Raw genomic sequence first — 19,097 nt, forward strand, 5'->3', positions numbered from 1 at the left:
GAACGAATATGCTATTGGATCAAATCACTGCGGCTGGGATTGTCGGTTGCGGCGGTGCGGGCTTTCCGACTGCTGTTAAGTACAACACCAAAACGGAATATTTCATTATCAACGCAGCGGAGTGCGAACCGCTACTTAAAACCGACCATTATGTAATGAACAACTATGCTAAGGAATGTGTTGAGGCCATCGCAGCAGTCGGTGAAATGCTGGAGGCGCAACATATCGTAATAGCGACTAAGGCCTACTATACGAAAGAAATCGCCGCCCTTGAAAAAGCCATTCAAGAATTAGGGGCTCCTGTCACGATCTTCAAAATGAAGAACTTTTATCCAGCTGGCGATGAACAGATTATGGTCTATGAGGTCACTGGGCGAACAGTTCCACCTGGTGGAATTCCCATTGAGGTCGGCTGTGTTATCTCAAACATCGCCACCATGCTGAATATCTATCAAGCACGACAGGGAAAAAACGTCACTCATAAACTGCTCACCATCACTGGTGCTGTCAGAGAGCCGAAAATTTTGGAAGTTCCCATCGGTACTTCTTTTGATGAGTGCTTAGCTTTAGCTGGCGGCACGACCTTAGATGATTTCATGTTTATTAACGGCGGACCAATGATGGGGAAAACGGGAACAAAAAAAGATTTCTCTCAACAAGTCGTCACGAAAACAACTTCCGGAATCATTATTATGGAGAAGCGGGATTTCATTTATGAACTCCATGAAAAAGAAATTCCCCAAATGATCAACAAGGCGCGGACCTCCTGTATTCAATGTCGCTTATGTACGGAGCTTTGTCCTCGTTATCAAATTGGTCATCCGATCCATCCTCACCGTGTGATGCGGCATTTGACGATCACTGATGTCCCAGATGATATCGATGATGATCCAATATGGAAAGAAGCGCTGCTTTGCTGCGAATGTGGAATTTGTGAAACAATTGCCTGTCCAATGGGACTTTTACCAAGGCAAGTAAATAAGTATGTCAAACAACGTTTAGCGGAAAAAGGTATCCGTTATAAGAAAGATGAACGGCCACTCACGCCTTCACCTATGCGAGACTATCAGCTGGTTCCGCCAGTGAAAATCTTATTGAAGGATGGGCTTAAGCAGTATGCTGATTTTACTATCGAAAAGCTTCAGAAATATGAACCGAAACAGGTTAGAATTCCCCTAAGAATGCACATAGGAGCTCCTTGCGAACCAGTCTTACAGATCGGGGATCGAGTCAGAGCAGGAGAGCTGATCGGCAGAAAGCCAGAAAAAGCTTTAGGTGCAGATATTCATGCCAGCATTGATGGCATTGTTACAGCTGTTAGTGCTAGTATTACTATTGAAAGAAGGGACAACTAATGAAAATAATGGATACGATTGGCTTTTTGGAATTAAACAGTATCGCGAAAGGAATCGAAGTTGTTGACTACATGCTAAAAGCCGCTGATGCCACCTTGATTATGGCCCGAGCGAGTTGTCCTGGAAAATACTATATTATGATCTGCGGACAGGTGGCAGCGATTGAACGCTCTATGGAAGTTGGTGTTGAACTGGGAGGGCGCTATGTCGTTGGAGAGCTGTTAATTCCTCGTATTAATCCGGCAGTGATTCATGCCATCAATATGGCTCAAGTTCCAGAAAAAGTTCATGCAGTCGGTGTTTTGGAATACTATTCAGCTACAGGCTCAATCATCGCCGCTGATTTTGCTGTAAAAGCCGCCGACGTTGAGCTCTTAGCGATTCAACTTGGGACAGGAATTGCTGGAAAATCTTTCGTTGTACTTACAGGAGATGTTGCCGCGGTCAAAGCTGCTGTCGAGGCTGGAGCAAATGGTGCACAAGATCAAGCGATGCTCATTAATAAAATCGTCTTATCCAATCCGCGTCCAGAACTGATCGACAGTTTGCTACAATAGTAAGAAAAACTCTGCGAGAATCATTCGATGATTTTTTCGCAGAGTTTTATATTGTGTTCATCTAGCTTAGTAATCTTTTTTTAACAGCGGGCAAATTTGCCTTATCTATATAAGCCGAGCGACTTTTCCCTTTTTTATTTTTTCCATTCCCCGTTAATTTCACTCGCTTTTTCAGTCCACGATGGGATTTCATCTTAGGCATTGATTGACTCCTTTTTAAGATTAAATAGAATCGTCTGTCGACTCCGCAGCTTCTCTTTGAAACATTCATTAGATAAGCCAATAATCTTCCCTTTCGAAATTAGCTGCTTCAGCTCATTGTTTGATAAGTTCAATTTTTCTTTCAAAATCTTGAAGAGCTTGATGTCCAATGGATAATCCGATTGAATTGTTACAACGACTTCCTCGTCTAGTTCAAATAGATCCCCCAACACCTCGTAGTCAATCGTTCGAATCACTACACCATTTTTCTTTAAGGTGGTTTTATCAGTCCCATATTTTTTTGAAAGTCCGGAATCATTCTCTTGAAAAAGAGCCAACAAATCAGAGTCTAGCTTATTCGTATGAATCCTCGATAGAATGGTTGAATTCCAGCTAGTCTTACATTTTTTACAATTATAGATTAGCCAAACATCCAAATATTTACCTTGGGCATTGATCCGAAACCTTTCCGAACAGGAAAATTCAGTATCCTCATTACATTTCTTGCAATGCCGAATGATTGTGGGCGTCTTTAAGCATGCCACTGTCCAAGTTACCTTTCGCACTTCACTCATCCTCTCTGGGCAAAATAGTTATCGCCCAGTATAAGGTGGAATCACCATTTCCATACTCTCACTCCTTTTTCAAAAAAAGATTCTCCTCTACAATAAATTATCTGTTTTAGATAATCCTATTGTAGAAAAGAATCTTCTTGTCGACTTCTGAATTCTTGCTCTATTCAACCGGAATGCACATGTCCAACTGTACATAATCATTTTCCCAATCAATTTTACGATAAATCGTCAACCCATATTTTTCACGCATCTGATAGCTGCTTTCAGGAAGCCAGATCCTAAAAAAACCCTGCATCACTCGGAAAATGTCTTCTATCTGACCTTTATATGGATAAATCGCATACGTGCCGCCGGTTATCACCATAGTGTTTTTCTCTTTGATTTCCTCATTAAGCGTAAAGCATAGATCACAAATACTGTGACCATCGATCGCTACGGCTGGATCATTATAGAATTTTTCGATCATCACAGTCGTGTCATCATAATAGGCATTCTCTTCGACCAACGCCGACCAGCTACTTTTCAACTCCGCATAATTGCCCAGCATTCTCTCATAAATCACATATAAATCATTTAATTCTTTTAATTCAACCTTCTTCTGATAATCTTCAAAGGTGTCCAAAACTTCTTGCTTCTGAGGATAGAAAGGATTTGAAATCGTCGACGCTTCCAATGATTTTCGATAGTCATTTGGTGAAAGCTGATAATGTTCTTTGAATAGGGAGCTGTAATTAGACGCACTATACCCGTAATCCAATCCGATGTCAGTAATTCGCTTATCCTTTTGAAGTTTTAGATCAATTGCACTTTGTTCGACTTTTAGACGTTTGATAAAAGAATAAACACCTTCGCCAGTCTCCTCTTTGAACATACGACAAAAATAATACTTTGAAAAAGATAGCTGGTTTGCGACATCCTCGATTGAGATCGGTTCTTCTAAATGAGCTAAAATATAGTCGATGCTTTTATTTACAAGGGCTTTTTTATCCAATCATTCCCCTCCGTTCTCTTTCGCTATCGCTTTTATTCTACCATTCAATGCTTTCTTCTAAAAAGTCGTTTTTTGATTTCTCACGCGTTTGATTACCAATAACTTTCTGTCTGCTTCAATCCAAAGAAACAACCTCCCGATTCTTTTAGAATAGGAGGTCGTTTTCTGTAAAAGTAATCAATTAAATCAAATGATACGTATCTCTGACGATCATTAATTCTTCATTTGTTTCAACTACTAGCACTTCTACCTTAGAGGTCTCAGTACTGATTCTTCTGTTATTTTTCTGGTTCATCTGTGGGTCCAGCTCAATTCCTAAGAAGGTTAAATTCTCACAAACCATTTCTCGAATGACGGAAGAATTCTCGCCAATTCCAGCAGTGAAAATCAAGACATCCACACCGTCAAGCTCTGCCGCATAAGCACCAATCGTTTGCTTCACACGACTAGCAAACATATCCAGTGCAAGCTTTGCTCTGTCATTTCCTTTTTCTGCCTCACTAATGATATCTCGCGTATCACTGCTAAATCCTGTGATGCCCTTGAAGCCTGATTCCCCATTCATTAGCTTATCCATATCATTAGCAGAAAGATTTTTCTCATTTTGTAAAAATGGAATAATCGAAGGGTCGATGTCACCGCATCTCGTGCCCATCATTAAACCTGCCAAAGGCGTAAAGCCCATTGAGGTAATGACCGATTTTCCGTCCTTGATTCCACAAATACTTGCTCCGTTTCCTAAATGGCAGGAAATAATCTTCAATGACTCTAATGGTTTTTCAAGACAATTAGCTGCTTCAGACGCCACAAATTGATGACTGGTTCCATGGAAGCCGTAGCGTCGGACACTATCCTCTTCATAAAATCGATAAGGCAATGGATAGATATAATTTTTAGCCTCCATCGTCTGATGAAAGGAGGTATCAAAAACAGCGACTTGCGGACAATCAGGCAAGTCCTTTTGCAATGCCTCGATACCGACCACATTCACAGGATTATGCAAAGGGGCTAATTTTCCTAACGCCTTGATTTTTTGTAATGCATCCAAATCAACTAAGCTAGATTTTTTGAAATCTTCACCGCCATGAGCCACACGGTGCCCTACGCCAGCAAGCTCCTGCAAACTGGTTAAAACATTTCTTTCCAGTAAAAAATGCAACAGAAATTCTATTGCCTCTTCATGAGTTTTTCCTTTAATAGTCGTTTTTACTTTTGCGTCCTTCAATGAATAAGAAAAGCCCATTTCCTCTTCTAAACCGATTCGCTCAAATAAGCCTTTGACTAACAATGTTTCCTCAGGCATTTCGAATACTTGAAACTTCAATGAGGAACTACCGGCATTGATCGACATAATTTTACTTGCCATAATTTCCCCCCTTAATAATAATGAAATCGTCCGTTACTCATTGAGTATCAGACGAATTCATTTGAATCCTTTTTTATAATTTATCCTATACCTTTCACTAACAAGGTCGCAATACATGCACCAATGATTGGTCCCACGATCGGAATCCATGCGTATCCCCAATTGGCATCACCCTTATTCGGAATAGGCATCAACGCATACATCAACCGCGGACCAAAGTCACGACAAGGGTTGATGGCATAACCAGTGGTTGATCCTAGTGATAGACCAATTCCGATCAAGACGAAGACAAGCATCAATGGTTGTAATCCAGGAGGAATATCAGCTGGCATTAATTGAATCGCTAATACGAAGAAACAAGTAGCAATGATTTCACTAACTAAGTTTAATGCTGTGTTTGGAATTGCTGGTCCAGTAGCAAAAATCCCAACGCTGTTCCCTTCTTCAACCGTTGTATTTTGAAAATGCGGCCAGAAGTGGATCGCTGCAATCAACGCCCCGACAAAAGCACCAGCAACCTGAGCCAAGATGAATGGTGCAACTTGCCCCCACTCAAAGGAACCAGCAACAGCAAATCCAATCGTTACTGCCGGATTCAAGTGACCTGGAGAACCGAAATGTCCACTAGCTAAAACACCCAGCATAACCGCAACACCCCAGCCCATTGCAATGTATAACCAACTAGCTCCGACGCCCTTTGCCAAAGTACCTTTCAAATTGACAGAACACCCAACACCTGAACCAAAAAGAATCAGAACAACCGTACCAAAAAATTCACCAAATACAGGACTATTCATAATGAGACCTCCTTATTCTTTTTTCTGACTTTCGCAACTGACACCCGACAATTTACTCATCTTCATTATAACGGTTTTCTCCCTTACAAAGTGATAAATTCTTGTCAGGAATAATGATTATTTTATGATATTTCGATAAATTTCTTTGATTTCTTCCGCTGAAAACTGAATTGGATTCGTTTTAAATGTCGTGTCATTTAATGCATTATTTGCGATAACATCTTCAGCAGATAATGCAGCTTCTTCCTGGATTCCAAAACTATTCAGCTTAATCGGTGCTTTACATTCGATCGCTAATTGTTGAACAGCCTGAGCAAGATTTGAAACTGCTAAATGGTCCGGCAAACTCGGTGGACATATACCAAGCTTACGAGAAATTCTTGCATAATTTTTTCTGGTTTCTTTATCCTTGCTGTTTGCTTGAATCACGTAAGGCAGCAGCATCGAATTGGCTAATCCATGAGGAACCTTGAAATTCGCTCCTACTTGATGAGCAATCGCATGACAAACTCCTAAGCCCGCTGCATCAAAAGCTAAGCCAGCCAAAGTCGAGGCTTCATGCATTTGAATCCGTGCATCCAGCTCCATCCCTTGATTCACACATGTCGGCAAAAACTGGAAAACTAATTCTGTCGCTTTTTCAGCCAACGCGTTTGTGTAATTGGTTCGATTTACTGAAGCTAATGACTCAAGCGCATGTGTTAACACATCTAGTCCGCTAAAAGCCGTAACTGATGGCGGGCTAGACATAACCAAACTTGCATCCAAAATCGCCTCGTGAGGAATGATCGCTTCATGAAAAATCGGATATTTTATTTTGTTTTGTGTATCGGTGATTACCGAAGCACTGGTTACTTCCGATCCAGTTCCGCTGGTGGTGGGGATAGCCACAAATCGCTTCACTTTATTGCCAGTCGTTCGTTTGTAGAAGAAAAGCATCGCTTTTGCTGTATCAATCGCCGATCCCCCGCCAACTGCGATAACCACAGTTGGCTTGTGTTTTGTCATTTTTTCGATTCCATCTACTACCGTTTCAATCGGAGGATCCGGTATAATATCAGAATAAATCTCGACCGTATTGGTTCGTTTTACATAACCTAAAATTCGTTTTAAGCTGTCAGATTCGGCTAAATAAGGATCACAGACAAAGCAGAGGTTTTCTTTTTCAAATTGCTGCAATCGTTCCAGACTGGCAAAGCCAGAATAAATTTCTGGTTTCATTGACCATTTTTTCAAAAAGAACGCCTCCTTTATCGTATTGAGAATCCATCAGTTAACACACAACGTCGTTTACGAGCAAAATCACGAGCGGAGGTGGTACATTCTCCAGTCGGTGTTGCGATCGTAAAGGTCGTTGGACCTTCACCGCCAAAGCCTAAACCGGCAAATGATGAACCATTCTTAACAAAAATCGATGTTTGAAATTTCTTCGCTGCAATATTCATCCGACCGACATTTTGAGAATGCATTGTCGCTGTATGATGGCGTCGATTCTCAATTTGCAGTGCAGTCGTTAATCCTTCGTCAAAATCGCTGACGGTAACGACTGGCAAAATCGGCATCAGCATTTCCTTCACTACAAACGGATGAATTTTATCCGCTCGCAAAATGATGACTCGAACGTCAAAATCTACTTTGATCCCGGCTTCAGCTAAAATATAGTTAGCATCTTTTCCGATAAATTTCCGGCTAGGGGCTCCATTCTCCATGATAGTCATATCTATCATTTTTTGAATGACCGCTTCATCTTGAACTAGATAGGCACCATTTTTCTCCATCTGTAGAATTAAATAATCCGCTACCTGGTCCACAACAACCACACTCTTTTCAGCCGTACACAAAATATTATTGTCAAAGGATGCACCAATAACAATGTCCTTTGCAGCTTTTTCGATATTTGCTGTCTCGTCAACTAGCGATGGTGGATTTCCTTCACCTGCTGCAATGACTTTCTTTCCACTTCTCATCGCTTGCCGTACTACACCTGGTCCACCTGTAATCGCCAGCAACGGTACATCCGGATGCTCCATCATTTCTTTTGCAGCTTCGATCGAAGGTTCAGTAATCGTCACAATTAGATTTTGAATCCCACAGGCCTCATAAATCAGCTCATTCATTTTGCTAACGACCCAGCGAGAAACCCTTTTGGCCCCTGGATGGACACTAAAATAGATCGCATTTCCTGCCGCTAACATACCGATTGCGTTACAGATTAGGGTTTCGGCTGGATTCGTACTAGGGGTCACAGCTCCAACAACACCGTAAGGAGATAACTCGTACAGGGTCATCCCGTTATCACCAGTTAATGCTTCCGTTCGCAGATCTTCCACACCTGGAGTTTTATTGATCGCTAACTGCAGCTTTTGGACTTTATCCTCGTATCGCCCCATTCCCGTTTCTTCTAATGTATCGCGAGCAATTTTTTCAACGTATGGCCGCATGCCATTGCGAATTGCCTCGATCACTTTTCTTCTTGTTTCTAGGGTTTGATTCTCATAACATTCTTGGGCAAATTTTGCCGCATGAATCGCTTCTTCAACTGTCTCAAAAACACCAAATTCCTTCATAGGAGATGTTGTTGCTTGAGCTTCCTGAAGAATTTTTTTGATGACTTCTTTTATTTCTTCTTCACGCATGTCAAATCTCCTTTAACTTCTCTAAACCTTTTTGAGCAATCGCCATATCTTCCTCGACCGCACCGCCGCTGATTCCTAAGCCGCCAATCACTTCACCTGCTGCATCTCTGATTACATATCCACCGCCAAACGTGACGATTTGTCCGTCAGTCAATGCTTCCAGCTGATAAAGATCCGCTGCTGGCTGAACCAGTTCACTTAGCTTATGCGTGTCGGTCTTCATCGCAACAGCTGAGTAGGCTTTTTTCTGTGCTAAATTTTCGCTAACCAGCAACGCACCAGCCATTCGATAAAAGCTGAACAGGTGTCCTGCCTTATCGACTAACGCCATTGAGACTGGGACGCCCAATTTTAATGCTTGTGCTTCGCAGGCTTGAAAGATCGCACAATTTTTATCTAAATTACTCGCTTCTATTTGTGATCCACTTTGTTCAAGGTAACGACGCAGGATCTCATTAATCAGCTGTTTTTCAGTCTCACATTGATCTTCCATCCGAGCAAAGATATACAAGCAATCAGATAGGCGATTAACAAATTTTCGTACCTCTTCCCGGATATCAACAGACTTGGACAGCTCTGTCAGCAATCGTTCGCCCCGCCGACAAACAGCTCGAGCAACATGTAACTGAGCAGCTGACAGTGTTTGGCCCGGTAAAATAAAACTATGCAATTCTGGTAAACGCTTAGTATACTGATCGATCCACGCTTCCATTTGGTGGATGTCATTTTCTCCAACCAACGTACTTTTCGCTTCCAGCTTTGCCATGTCTTGTTTTGTTGCAATTTCTGCGTTTAATTGGAATAGTTTATGCTGGACCCATTCTAAGTGTTCAATCGTTTCTGAATCCTTCGCCAATTTCTGAGCGACACTGACTTGAGCACAACATTCATCAAACGTTCCATAAGTATCCACGCGCAAATCTGATTTTTCTACTCGTGTTCCATCAAAAAGGCTTGTTGTTCCTTTATCTCCCGTTTTTGTATAAATCGCCATATACTTTCCTCAGCTCCCTAAAAATCAAACGTGTCAATAATTCCAACGATTGCATAATCAACAGCATCTGAAGGAGTCGAAAACAGTTTTCTGGCAGAAGATCCGCTGGTCAATAAGACGTAATCGCCAATGCCAGCCCCTACTGTATCCGCCGCCACCTGTTGGAAACGAATATCCTGTCGCTCAGCGTTAATCGGTTGAATAATCATCAATTTCTTTCCAACCAATGTTTCATCTTTTTGGGTCGAAACTACACTTCCAACTACTTTTGCCATCAGCATAGGGTGAACTCCTTTCTACAACAATGACTTTCTTTTCCTGCAATCGCTCCCTCGCCAAATCTGTAATGAGTTGATTGGATGCCAAAAGCAGAATATCCTCCTGCGTCAGCATCGCTACTTGTTGGTAGGTAATCACTTTTTTGGGAAATTGAAAATATTGTTTGCCTTGATTGTTAAGCAATGTCACACTGCATTCGTTGAATAATTCATTTGGAATCAAATCCGTGTTTGAAAAAGCCAGTTCAAATGTCAGGTGACAATCATAGTTATAGCTTTGATACAGCCACCTCACTAAAGGATCGTCACTGTCTTTTTTTATGAACCGCTCTAGAAATAGGACATCTACTTCACTCAAATGAATCTGCTGATTGTATAAAAAGCCTTTAATTCCTTGATTTATCTGGGAAGGGGTACGACAAGAAAGAAATAAGGTATTGTGTTCTCGCTGATTGATGATTGAAATAATACGCTCAACTAACTCGTCCATATTCTTACTCCCAATTCTTAGTGCAGATATCGTTTCTGTTCAATTGGATACTGCTATCGCTTCTTGCTCAATCAACGATTGGCGAAGAAGACATCGCAATTCCAATTGGTGTTACAAATTGAGGATATTTCGGTTTAAATACTGTTTGATTTAAATAATTTGAAAATTCCTTTTCAAATTCAGATAGGTAAGAAGCGCCGCCGACTACATAGATAGGTTCCGTTGGATGTTTTCGTAAAACATTTGCGGTAATGTTCGCCATACGCTGAATAACTGGACGGCAAATAATGAAGTTCTCTCGGTCACGAGCAGGATCACGTTTAATCTTCTCTGCCTCTTCGATCGAAATTCGATTATTACCAGCAATCACTAAGGTCATGTGCGTTCCCCCAGTGGGCTCGTCTTCTACAATGATCGGCTGTCCATTTTCAAAAATACTAATGCCCGTTGTTCCGCCGCCAACATCTACCACAGCTCCTTCATCGACATTTAAAACTAATGCCGCCGCTGTTGGTTCATCAACTAGCTGATCAGCTAACATATTCGCACTTTCGATGACATTAGCCACCACCCGCTTATTGTTCCCAACCGTTCCCGGCGGAATCGCCCCCGATGCTGCTTTCAAGGCAAAACCTAGTGTTTCCTCGGCTTGTTCCCGCAAACGATTGACGATTTGAACAGACTTTTGGTAATCAACGACTAATCCATCGCGAATGACATCGGCATACTCGAAGGCTCCAAAAACTGGTCGATTCTTCCCATCTAAAACAACCAACACAATAGAGGAAGTACCCAAATCGATCCCAACTTTATAGCCATCTTCAGGATCAAACTCCTGCGCTTGCTTCGTATTCACAAGTTCATGAAAAGATGTTAATAATTGATTGGCTTTTTCGATTGATTCCATACTTCCTCCTTTGGATTATTCTTTAATAATCCGTCCTCGTGTATTTGGCTGAATATCTGCAGCATTTGCTTCATCTGTATCTACGTGCATTTCTAAAACAAAATTCTTTCCTGGCCGCAATTCAACATCATTGAAAATCGTTTTTCGCGATCCTTCAAAAATTTCGACTGAAACCACTTGGCCCTGCTTTAAGCCCATTCGTTCCATATCCTGATTATTCAAATGGATGTGACGTTTCGCCACGATTGCCGCTGGAATAGTAACTTCTGCCGCCTCACTGCGCAACGTGATTTCAACCGCATCATCCAAATTTCCTGATAAGCGAATTGGTGGTTGAACTCCTAAATTTCGTGCATCTGTTTTAGAAATTTCAACCTGCGATCGTTTTCTCAATGGTCCCAAAATTCGAACTTTCCGAATTTCCCCCTTCGGCCCAACCAAAGTCACGGTTTGCTTTGCGGCAAATTCCCCCGGTTGTTTCAAAGGCTTCAAAGGCTCGAGTGTTTCATTAGGAAATAGAATAGTAAAGTGTTCTTCCGTTAAATGTATGTGTCGGTTAGAGATGCCAATTGGAAATGTTTCTGCTTGCATCTCCAATAACACTTCACGAACAATTTTTCTAATTTCCTCAATGCTGTAATTATTCATTGCCTACCTTAGGTACTAAAATGTCATCGACATCGCGATGCGGTCTTGGGATTACGTGAACGGAAACCACTTCCCCAACCTTTTCTGCAGCTGCACAGCCAGCATCTACTGCTGCTTTAACTGCTCCAACATCTCCGCGAACCATCACGGTAACTAAGCCAGAACCGATTTTCTCTGTTCCTACTAATGTTACATTCGCTGCCTTAACCATAGCATCGGCTGCTTCAACAGCACCAACTAGGCCTTTTGTTTCGATCATTCCTAATGCATCATTCATGTCTATTCCTCCTAAATTCGTCTATCATCCAACTAAACTAGTGAAAACTTTTTATCAATTACGATAAGTGTTTGCATCTTCTTCTGTAAATCTGTGCACTGTTGGACAGATATCACATTAACGTCTGTAATTACTTTTTCTTTTTCGAATCTGTAGCTTTTTTCGATCCTTTAGGTGGATTCTTTTTCTTCTTGGGCTGTTCTTTGATCGGTTCTTTTCTGATTAGTTTCTCTTCTACCGGATCTTTCTTAAGCGGTTCTTCTATTGGACCTTTTTCTATTGGAACTTCTTTCACTGGTTCTTCTTTAATCGTCTCTGTAATTTCCACTTTTTCAATCGGTTGTGGTTTTTCCTCAACCGACTCGATCACTGCTTCTGGCTGTTCAATCGTCTCAGCAGGTACATCAATCTTCTCCTCTTCCTTTTTAAAGAAGAAGTCTTCTAAGTTGTTTGCTGGACGAGGGATAACCAGTGAAGAAAGATACACATTATTTTGGACCGCTTTGGCTTTACCAGCATCAACCGCTGCCTTAACCGCCCCAACATCTCCAGCCACTTTAACGGTCATCCAACCGAAACCTTTCGCTTTTTCAACACCCAAGAGTTCTACATTCGCCACCTTGACCATTGTATCTGATACTTCGATTGCACTAGCTAGGCCTGTTACTTCAACTAAGCCAATTGCTTGTTTCATGCTTTCACCTCCATTGGATCAATTGATTTGAATGGCACACCCTTTACTAAACGTGCCGCATTCCCACCAAAGTTTTTTAAAATCAATGGTGGACAAGTTACAACTCGTTGAATCGATTGATAAGGAGTTTCTGGTGCCAAATTTTTATAATGAAGAACGACTTCATTGTTTACATAGCCGATTCCAACATTTAACGATGAGGTATTTGCCGCAACATAAGCAGCCTTTGTCGCTGTTGAAAAATTCTTTTGTTCTAAGCTATAAGGGATTTTTTCTTCTTCCATACCATAGAGAACAAATTGAATATCCTCAGTCGATGACCTATTATCAAGATAAATCAAGACTACAGGACGAACATTTAGCTCAAGCTCCATCAAATCCCTCCCTCAAATATGAAAGAATCAATCCGGTTGCCACAGCATTTCGCGGTCCCTCGATTTGTCGAATGTTTCCGCGACCTGCGACCAAGCCGTAATGAGAGAGTGCATTGGTTACGATCTGTGGTACTTCAAAATCTAAAGCCGATCCGCCGACAATGACTACAAATGGAATATCGCGAATACTTCCCGTTGGACTAACTCTTCGCAATGCTCGTAACGCATTCGTTACAAAGACTCGTTCTTTTGCTGTCTGCCGAACCAAGCGGATTTTTTCAATGGAGTCATCACCTGGAATCGGAACATAACCATCAGGTGTTACCACGACGACCTTAGCAAATAAGGACGGATCTAATGGTTGATCAAAGAATTGAACGGAACCATCCTCATGTCGAATATAGAAGATATTTTCAACCTTTGCCAGAGGATATTTTTTGATATCCTCAGCTAGATAAACATCCTCTAAACCTAGTTCCGATTGAATCAACATCGTTACCATATCGCCGGCGCCAGCCAAATGAGTGGCTACGATTCTCTCATCTTTTTTAATAATAGAAGCGTCGGTCGACCCGGCACCTAAATCCAAAATGGCTAGTGGAGCTGATGTTCCTGGTGTCGTTAGTGCACCTAAAATTGCTGCCTCCGCCTCCGCGCCGCCGATCTCAACCTTGATCCCTAAATCCTGCTGGATCGCATCAGCGATTTTTGACATCTGCAAATGATCCGATTTGACCATTGAAGCGATCCCTACCGCCTGCTCCATCGAAAATTCCCCAGCTAATCCGCCTTTGACACTAATTGGAACAAAGGTATCGACAGCCAGCAGATCTTGAATAAAGATTTGATTCACTGGTCGATCGGTTAACTCAGCCATGGTTAAACGAACTTTCTCCAGCATGCCGCCAACATTCGTGCCCGGTTCACCAGTCACGTTATCGATCACTTCAAACGCTGATACAGTTTCCATGATTTTTTCAGCTCCAGCTGAGATCCCCACAGTATTTCGCCGATTTCCACCAGTAATTTCGATTTTTCCAGCAGGAATAGTCCGAGCTTTGACATCGCCTTTTGGTGTTTTTATGACAACTGCCGAACGATTTCCGATTAAGGCCCGGGCAACTGGGACGATATTTTTGGTAGCCTCTGAATCAAGATCAAAGACAGTGGCAATTCCATACGGATTTGACAATTGAGAAACACCCCGACCTGTCTCAGCCACCTCAACTGCTGCCAGCATATTGACAGGAACTTTATCGATATACGAAACTTCATCGACAATCGGTATTTTTTTATCCAAGCGATTGTTCACTAAAACGCCGTCATCAGATTGCATAATTGCAGCAGTAATCAGATAGCCACTTACCACAAATTGATTAATTTGACGTGCTACATCATCAAAGTCAAAGGATTTTTCAATAATCAAAATGTAGGGCGTGTCACGCTTGCCGCTTTTTTCAAGTTCTTCAAAGCGAAGTGTTGTCCCAACCCCTAGTCCTAAACCACCTGGTGTTTTGGGATTATGACCGATCATGGTTGATTCTGTAATGATTGTTTCTGTGATTGTTTCCATCGCTACATCACCAATAACCGGTGTCGCCTCATTGATCCGAATCAAATCGATTTCTTCGATCTTTAAATGATTTTTAGCGCAAGCCTCATTGATCGCCTTATAGATACCAAATAAATTTTTCTTTGTTCCTTTTATTCCAGTCGTCTCCGCAATTGCTGATTCTAGGAATCGGACTTGTTGATGGTTATCAATTTCAACTAAAGCAACTTCAGTTGAGGAATTTCCAATGTCAATCCCAATTACACGTTTCATCACTCATTGCTCCTCTTCCTGAAATTCCGAACTAGAAATTAGTTATCACCTTTTAGTTTTTTCCGTTTTTCATAATGTTCTGCTGCTTCGCGAACATAAGCAGCACTGATTTTTGCACTGTATTGCGTTTCTAATTCGTTCGCAATATCTAACAATTCTTGTTTACTTGAACGGTAAGGTCGTAACGCATTATACATTTCCAATACGCGAGCATCAGGAACAGCCGTCAATTCAGACGCACGATCAAAGTTATTTGAGATCGTTTTTCTCCCTGCACTTGTAGCGATTTCGCCTTGTGCTTTTAAAATACGTGGGGTAATTTTCAAATCATCCGGCGTCAAAGAGCCATTCAAAACATTTTCCAATGTAATATCATCTAATGTTTTACCCGTTTTTGTTTTGATCCAATCAGGATGATTTTTTGCGATTGGATAATCAGCTACAGTTGCTGATCCAGAACTTACTGATGTTTCAGGTGCTGCACTTCCTGCACCGTTATTCATATCTTTTAAGATTCCTCGAACCAAACTTTCGATAGATTGCTCATTCATTCTAGTCACCTCACTATAAAGTTACAGAAATTTCTTCTGCTGGTTTTCCGATTACAACGTGTTTCGTTTCTTTAATATGAAGCAATGCTGACAATGCTTGATATTTTGGACGAGCCATTTGATCATTCATCATCGGTACCGGATTTGGCGATTCACCCTTAGCATACTTTGCAGCATTTTTCCCCATTGCCCGATAAGTTTCTAAAGTGATTAGCGGAGCTTGTGGGAAAAGCTCTAGATTTGATAACGGCTGCAAATCTTTTTGGTGAATGATGGACGTTCCCTTTGATTGAATTGCCACACAAACACCTGAACCAGATAATTTGTCACCTTCAACACCGGCAAAAGCCACATCCGAAGTACGATATACCTTAACAACCCGTGCTTTCAATCCTTCTTCTTCAATTCCGGCAATTACTTGCTTCAAAATTTCTTTGTGAGGGACACCAAGAATATTAGTTGTTTGTGATTCTGCAAATGCTGGTGCCACTGCAATAACTACTTCATCCTGAGAGTTTCCTGGTTGGGCAACACCGACAGATTTAAACCAATCGGATGATGCGGCAGGCTCTGTCTTTGCTTGTTTTTCAAACGCAACTGGTTGATCTCCTGTGTTCGCTTCCATTTCAGTTAGAACTTCTTTGATGATGGAGCGTAAAAGATTTTCATTTAGTTCTGTCATTTTTACTCCTCCTTAAATATCTTTCGGATTGATTGCTTTAGGGATTGCTTTTACTTTTTCCCATTCTGAACCGTCAAGTCGATATCCGGTTCCTGGTCCAGCATAATCATTCTTGTCATTGACAGCAGAGATTACATTCCAATCCGCATCAAATATTGAAGAAGTTTGTAAGAAATCTCCAGCTACACGTTGTTTCAATAGATTGAGCAAGCTGGTCGCTACATCTTCGAAGCCACTTTCTGATAATCCTTTTACCAGATCCAAACCAGTTGCACCTTGCGTTAATAATTCTTGCGCCGCTTTAATATCTTGAACCATGTCACGTTCCGGCATGTCTTGTGATCCGCGAGCATAGGTTGCTGCTTCCACTTCTTCATCCGTGATCGTTGGCAAGCCCAACTTGTCAAACAAGCCCTGCAACGCTCTTGCTGCTTTATTACGAACGGCAACCACGTCTTCTTCGCTAACTGGTCGTAATCCGCCATCCACTCTCAAGTCACGTTGAATGATATTGTAATCATCGAAATCATCTGCATCGAAGTTTGAACCTGCAAACATATTGTCATAGTTTGGTGTTGCAGAATAACCAGATGAAATGAAGTCTGTTCCTGGTAAGAACTGCATCAGCAAACGAGCGGTTCTACGAATATCCGAATGTGAGAAGGTTTGGTCATTTCCTGAAGCAACTTCTAAGTCAAGCAACATAGCAATTAAGTTTTCTGCTAAAATTGCACGAATTCCTGAAGGAACCGCTCCTGGAACACCAATACAACTAATTGAACCATTTTGTAGTCCTTGAACTCCGGCAGCTTTTGTTAAGAAAATACAGCGTGTTTCAAGATACAGCATTGATTTGCCTTCAGCATATCCCATCTGTACTTCTGAGCCTGTTCCAGAAGTAAAGCGCATTTTCAATCCGCGAGATGCGTAACAAGAGGCCAAGAAGCCTTTAGACCAAGGTGTATCGTCCCCATCGGTAAATACTTGTTCTGTACCATATACAGAGATTGTTTCAGCATAAGCAGTGAATCCGCGCATCCCTAAATCAAGCTCTGTTGCTTCTTCTAATGAACATTGAGTTAATACGCCTGGACGTCCAGTTTGTGAACCAACCATGATTGCCACTGCATTAAATGGTGCATAACGAGCTACGGCAACGGTTGTTTCCTGTTCATCAAATCCGCGCAACGCCCCTTCAGCCGCATCAGCAGCAATCTGAACTGGATTGTCTCGAACGTTGGTTACGTGAGATTGCGTCGTAGGACGACGACGGGCACGCATTTTTTGAACCGCCATCATCATTTCAACAACATTCATATAGCCGACAACTTCATTCAATTTCCCAGGTGTAGCTGCTGTGGTTAATTGAACGATTTCTTCACGAGAAATGTTTGGATCGACGATTTTATTCGCTAACTCTTTAGAAGGAATAGTCATTACTTCTTCCGCACGAGTCAAATCGATTCCATATTGCGCAATGTAAGAATCGATCAAGTCAAAATCCGCTTTGTCTTTTCCGTCAAGCTCAACAACTTCACCATTGACGATCTTGATACTTGGCTTAGGGTCGTTCGGGCTTTGCATTGCAATTAAACCTTCTTCTACCCATTCATCTACGAAACCATCTTGATTGACCGGTCTTTTTTCTAGTTCTTCAAATCGTTTTGATTTCATCTATTTTTCACTCCCACTCTTAAATGTATGATGGTTGATCATTTTTAGGCGTACTTCCCATTGTTCCCAATAATTGGCAACCGATGTCGCGTGCTGAAATAATTGCTTGACGTACAGCACCAGAATCGCCTGTAATTGTCATCGTTACCTCATTTGAGAAGCTTTGTCCATTTTGCGGTGTTGCGTAAGAAACTACGTCAACATTTGCAGATTTTAACGCCGTATCAGCCATAACAACACCAATTGCGGCAGGTGCACCCACTAAAATACCAAATGCTTTTCCAACTGGAGCGCCAAATACTTTATTGCATGCGTAACTAGCACGTGCCGTATATTGACACTCGATATGACCAGCTTCGTTTCCATATACATCACCAAATGTGCGGGTATCAACTTCTTTCAACGTAACTTCTACCGCACGCTTCACATCCGATACATCGTCGCCACCGAAGATCACGATCGATCCATGACCAGCTCCGCCTTTTGTATCTCGAGGCATTTCAATTAGGATTACTTCTGTATTTGTCGCTTTCACTGCTTCATCAGCAGCCATAATATGAGGTCCGGCACCAGTACGAGCACCAACAATTCCGATTGAACGATATTTTTTCTCTAATTTCATTGTTTCTAATAAAGATGAATCGACGTTAGCAATTACTAACCCAATTGTATCTCCAAACTCTGTTGCTCCTACAAATTCAGTTAACGCACATTGCTTTTCAATCATTTTTCGATCTCCTCCGTTAGTGTTTTTCATCTCATTTCCTGTTTCCATTTTTGCGAGCACGCGTTTCATGATCTCTTCGATCTTTTGATCAGTGTTTGCCATCAGCTATCCCACCCTTTCTATTCTGACTTAGGGAGCAAGCCTTCAACTTCAGTATGTGGACGTGGGATAACATAATTAGAAACAACTTCCCCTACCGCGTCAGCCGCAGAAACACCTGCATCAACAGCTGCTTTAACCGCACCTACATCTCCTCGTACCATCACAGTGACTAATCCAGAACCAATTTTTTCCGTTCCAACCAAGGAAACATTTGCAGCTTTTACCATTGCATCAGCTGCTTCGATAGCACCGATCAACCCCCTAGTTTCAATCATTCCTAGCGCTTCTTGTGGCATAAAACATTCCTCCTAATTATTTTGATAACACTTACATTTATAATGATAAACAAAAAAGATAGAACAAATTTGTCCTATCTTTTTGTCGGATTAATTCGAA

Annotated in this window: 23 protein-coding genes; 2 read left to right on the plus strand and 21 right to left on the minus strand. The window is 41.6% G+C overall.

Annotated elements, in window-relative coordinates:
- The first annotated feature begins 8 nt into the window (after window positions 1–8).
- The gene (locus IGI52_RS08885) at window positions 9–1,355 is read left to right on the plus strand and encodes a 4Fe-4S dicluster domain-containing protein (protein ID WP_438781101.1); all 1,347 of its coding nucleotides are present in this window, start codon (window positions 9–11) and stop codon (window positions 1,353–1,355) included.
- A complete protein-coding gene (locus IGI52_RS08890; protein ID WP_016181475.1) occupies window positions 1,355–1,912 on the plus strand; it encodes a BMC domain-containing protein in 558 nt (185 codons plus the stop codon). The genes IGI52_RS08885 and IGI52_RS08890 overlap by 1 nt, the downstream gene beginning before the upstream one ends.
- 61 nt (window positions 1,913–1,973) lie before the next feature.
- Here the strand turns inward: IGI52_RS08890 and IGI52_RS08895 are convergent, their stop codons facing one another.
- From IGI52_RS08895 to IGI52_RS08995, 21 genes are all read right to left on the minus strand, one after another.
- Window positions 1,974–2,114, minus strand: a complete 141-nt coding sequence (locus tag IGI52_RS08895; RefSeq protein WP_016181474.1) for a 50S ribosomal protein L35 — start codon at window positions 2,112–2,114, stop codon at window positions 1,974–1,976.
- Window positions 2,107–2,679, minus strand: coding sequence for a DUF1062 domain-containing protein (locus IGI52_RS08900; RefSeq protein WP_016181473.1), 573 nt, complete (start codon window positions 2,677–2,679; stop codon window positions 2,107–2,109). Before IGI52_RS08900 ends, IGI52_RS08895 begins: the two co-directional genes overlap by 8 nt.
- 169 nt (window positions 2,680–2,848) lie before the next feature.
- Complete coding sequence (locus IGI52_RS08905) at window positions 2,849–3,679, minus strand: AraC family transcriptional regulator (protein ID WP_016181472.1); 831 nt, start codon at window positions 3,677–3,679, stop codon at window positions 2,849–2,851.
- 181 nt (window positions 3,680–3,860) lie between these two features.
- A complete protein-coding gene (locus IGI52_RS08910) occupies window positions 3,861–5,045 on the minus strand; it encodes an acetate/propionate family kinase (RefSeq protein WP_102871548.1) in 1,185 nt (394 codons plus the stop codon).
- 80 nt (window positions 5,046–5,125) lie between these two features.
- Complete coding sequence (locus tag IGI52_RS08915) at window positions 5,126–5,842, minus strand: MIP/aquaporin family protein (protein WP_016181470.1); 717 nt, start codon at window positions 5,840–5,842, stop codon at window positions 5,126–5,128.
- A 117-nt stretch (window positions 5,843–5,959) separates the two neighbouring features.
- Entirely contained in the window at window positions 5,960–7,078 is a 1,119-nt protein-coding gene (locus IGI52_RS08920; RefSeq protein WP_049219783.1) for a 1-propanol dehydrogenase PduQ, read from the minus strand.
- Window positions 7,079–7,092: 14 nt separating this feature from the next.
- Window positions 7,093–8,478: an aldehyde dehydrogenase family protein gene (locus IGI52_RS08925; RefSeq protein WP_016181468.1), complete on the minus strand. Its 1,386-nt coding sequence runs from the start codon at window positions 8,476–8,478 to the stop codon at window positions 7,093–7,095.
- Window position 8,479: 1 nt separating this feature from the next.
- Window positions 8,480–9,472, minus strand: coding sequence for a cob(I)yrinic acid a,c-diamide adenosyltransferase (locus tag IGI52_RS08930; protein ID WP_438781105.1), 993 nt, complete (start codon window positions 9,470–9,472; stop codon window positions 8,480–8,482).
- 17 nt (window positions 9,473–9,489) lie between these two features.
- A complete protein-coding gene (locus IGI52_RS08935; protein ID WP_016181466.1) occupies window positions 9,490–9,753 on the minus strand; it encodes a EutN/CcmL family microcompartment protein in 264 nt (87 codons plus the stop codon).
- Window positions 9,704–10,240 (minus strand): PduM family microcompartment protein, encoded by a 537-nt coding sequence (gene pduM / locus IGI52_RS08940; protein ID WP_438781106.1) that lies wholly within the window; start codon window positions 10,238–10,240, stop codon window positions 9,704–9,706. Before pduM ends, IGI52_RS08935 begins: the two co-directional genes overlap by 50 nt.
- A 67-nt stretch (window positions 10,241–10,307) precedes the next feature.
- A complete protein-coding gene (eutJ, locus tag IGI52_RS08945; RefSeq protein ID WP_016181464.1) occupies window positions 10,308–11,147 on the minus strand; it encodes an ethanolamine utilization protein EutJ in 840 nt (279 codons plus the stop codon).
- A gap of 15 nt (window positions 11,148–11,162) precedes the next feature.
- Window positions 11,163–11,795, minus strand: coding sequence for a phosphate propanoyltransferase (locus IGI52_RS08950; RefSeq protein ID WP_137439790.1), 633 nt, complete (start codon window positions 11,793–11,795; stop codon window positions 11,163–11,165).
- Window positions 11,788–12,072: a BMC domain-containing protein gene (locus IGI52_RS08955; RefSeq protein ID WP_016181462.1), complete on the minus strand. Its 285-nt coding sequence runs from the start codon at window positions 12,070–12,072 to the stop codon at window positions 11,788–11,790. Before IGI52_RS08955 ends, IGI52_RS08950 begins: the two co-directional genes overlap by 8 nt.
- A 130-nt stretch (window positions 12,073–12,202) precedes the next feature.
- The gene (locus IGI52_RS08960; protein WP_438781108.1) at window positions 12,203–12,766 is read right to left on the minus strand and encodes a BMC domain-containing protein; all 564 of its coding nucleotides are present in this window, start codon (window positions 12,764–12,766) and stop codon (window positions 12,203–12,205) included.
- Window positions 12,763–13,140 (minus strand): glycerol dehydratase reactivase beta/small subunit family protein, encoded by a 378-nt coding sequence (locus IGI52_RS08965; RefSeq protein ID WP_438781109.1) that lies wholly within the window; start codon window positions 13,138–13,140, stop codon window positions 12,763–12,765. Before IGI52_RS08965 ends, IGI52_RS08960 begins: the two co-directional genes overlap by 4 nt.
- Window positions 13,130–14,965, minus strand: a complete 1,836-nt coding sequence (locus IGI52_RS08970) for a diol dehydratase reactivase subunit alpha (protein WP_438781110.1) — start codon at window positions 14,963–14,965, stop codon at window positions 13,130–13,132. The genes IGI52_RS08965 and IGI52_RS08970 overlap by 11 nt, the downstream gene beginning before the upstream one ends.
- Window positions 14,966–15,003: 38 nt before the next feature.
- Window positions 15,004–15,516: a diol dehydratase small subunit gene (locus IGI52_RS08975; protein ID WP_016181458.1), complete on the minus strand. Its 513-nt coding sequence runs from the start codon at window positions 15,514–15,516 to the stop codon at window positions 15,004–15,006.
- Window positions 15,517–15,529: 13 nt separating this feature from the next.
- Entirely contained in the window at window positions 15,530–16,198 is a 669-nt protein-coding gene (locus IGI52_RS08980) for a propanediol/glycerol family dehydratase medium subunit (protein WP_016181457.1), read from the minus strand.
- Window positions 16,199–16,210: 12 nt separating this feature from the next.
- Complete coding sequence (locus tag IGI52_RS08985) at window positions 16,211–17,872, minus strand: propanediol/glycerol family dehydratase large subunit (protein ID WP_016181456.1); 1,662 nt, start codon at window positions 17,870–17,872, stop codon at window positions 16,211–16,213.
- Window positions 17,873–17,891: 19 nt separating this feature from the next.
- The gene (pduB, locus tag IGI52_RS08990; RefSeq protein ID WP_016181455.1) at window positions 17,892–18,701 is read right to left on the minus strand and encodes a propanediol utilization microcompartment protein PduB; all 810 of its coding nucleotides are present in this window, start codon (window positions 18,699–18,701) and stop codon (window positions 17,892–17,894) included.
- Window positions 18,702–18,718: 17 nt separating this feature from the next.
- Window positions 18,719–18,997: a BMC domain-containing protein gene (locus IGI52_RS08995; RefSeq protein ID WP_016181454.1), complete on the minus strand. Its 279-nt coding sequence runs from the start codon at window positions 18,995–18,997 to the stop codon at window positions 18,719–18,721.
- Window positions 18,998–19,097 lie beyond the last annotated feature (100 nt).

The organism is Enterococcus sp. DIV0187 (genome assembly GCF_051713785.1).
In the GTDB taxonomy this organism is placed as follows: Bacteria; Bacillota; Bacilli; order Lactobacillales; family Enterococcaceae; genus Enterococcus_A; species Enterococcus_A avium.

Coding starts and splice junctions, on each gene's coding strand:
- IGI52_RS08985 (WP_016181456.1), bottom strand. CDS start 17,872: ATGAAATCAAAACGATTTGAAGAACTAGAAAAAAGACCGGTCAATCAA.
- IGI52_RS08980 (WP_016181457.1), bottom strand. CDS start 16,198: ATGACAGAACTAAATGAAAATCTTTTACGCTCCATCATCAAAGAAGTT.
- IGI52_RS08970 (WP_438781110.1), bottom strand. CDS start 14,965: ATGAAACGTGTAATTGGGATTGACATTGGAAATTCCTCAACTGAAGTT.
- IGI52_RS08995 (WP_016181454.1), bottom strand. CDS start 18,997: ATGCCACAAGAAGCGCTAGGAATGATTGAAACTAGGGGGTTGATCGGT.
- IGI52_RS08955 (WP_016181462.1), bottom strand. CDS start 12,072: ATGAATGATGCATTAGGAATGATCGAAACAAAAGGCCTAGTTGGTGCT.
- IGI52_RS08895 (WP_016181474.1), bottom strand. CDS start 2,114: ATGCCTAAGATGAAATCCCATCGTGGACTGAAAAAGCGAGTGAAATTA.
- IGI52_RS08910 (WP_102871548.1), bottom strand. CDS start 5,045: ATGGCAAGTAAAATTATGTCGATCAATGCCGGTAGTTCCTCATTGAAG.
- IGI52_RS08975 (WP_016181458.1), bottom strand. CDS start 15,516: ATGAATGAGCAATCTATCGAAAGTTTGGTTCGAGGAATCTTAAAAGAT.
- eutJ (WP_016181464.1), bottom strand. CDS start 11,147: ATGGAATCAATCGAAAAAGCCAATCAATTATTAACATCTTTTCATGAA.
- IGI52_RS08950 (WP_137439790.1), bottom strand. CDS start 11,795: ATGAATAATTACAGCATTGAGGAAATTAGAAAAATTGTTCGTGAAGTG.
- IGI52_RS08885 (WP_438781101.1), top strand. CDS start 9: ATGCTATTGGATCAAATCACTGCGGCTGGGATTGTCGGTTGCGGCGGT.
- IGI52_RS08965 (WP_438781109.1), bottom strand. CDS start 13,140: ATGGAGCTTGAGCTAAATGTTCGTCCTGTAGTCTTGATTTATCTTGAT.
- IGI52_RS08930 (WP_438781105.1), bottom strand. CDS start 9,472: ATGGCGATTTATACAAAAACGGGAGATAAAGGAACAACAAGCCTTTTT.
- IGI52_RS08935 (WP_016181466.1), bottom strand. CDS start 9,753: ATGCTGATGGCAAAAGTAGTTGGAAGTGTAGTTTCGACCCAAAAAGAT.
- IGI52_RS08915 (WP_016181470.1), bottom strand. CDS start 5,842: ATGAATAGTCCTGTATTTGGTGAATTTTTTGGTACGGTTGTTCTGATT.
- IGI52_RS08890 (WP_016181475.1), top strand. CDS start 1,355: ATGAAAATAATGGATACGATTGGCTTTTTGGAATTAAACAGTATCGCG.
- pduB (WP_016181455.1), bottom strand. CDS start 18,701: ATGGCAAACACTGATCAAAAGATCGAAGAGATCATGAAACGCGTGCTC.
- pduM (WP_438781106.1), bottom strand. CDS start 10,240: ATGGACGAGTTAGTTGAGCGTATTATTTCAATCATCAATCAGCGAGAA.
- IGI52_RS08960 (WP_438781108.1), bottom strand. CDS start 12,766: ATGAAACAAGCAATTGGCTTAGTTGAAGTAACAGGCCTAGCTAGTGCA.
- IGI52_RS08925 (WP_016181468.1), bottom strand. CDS start 8,478: ATGCGTGAAGAAGAAATAAAAGAAGTCATCAAAAAAATTCTTCAGGAA.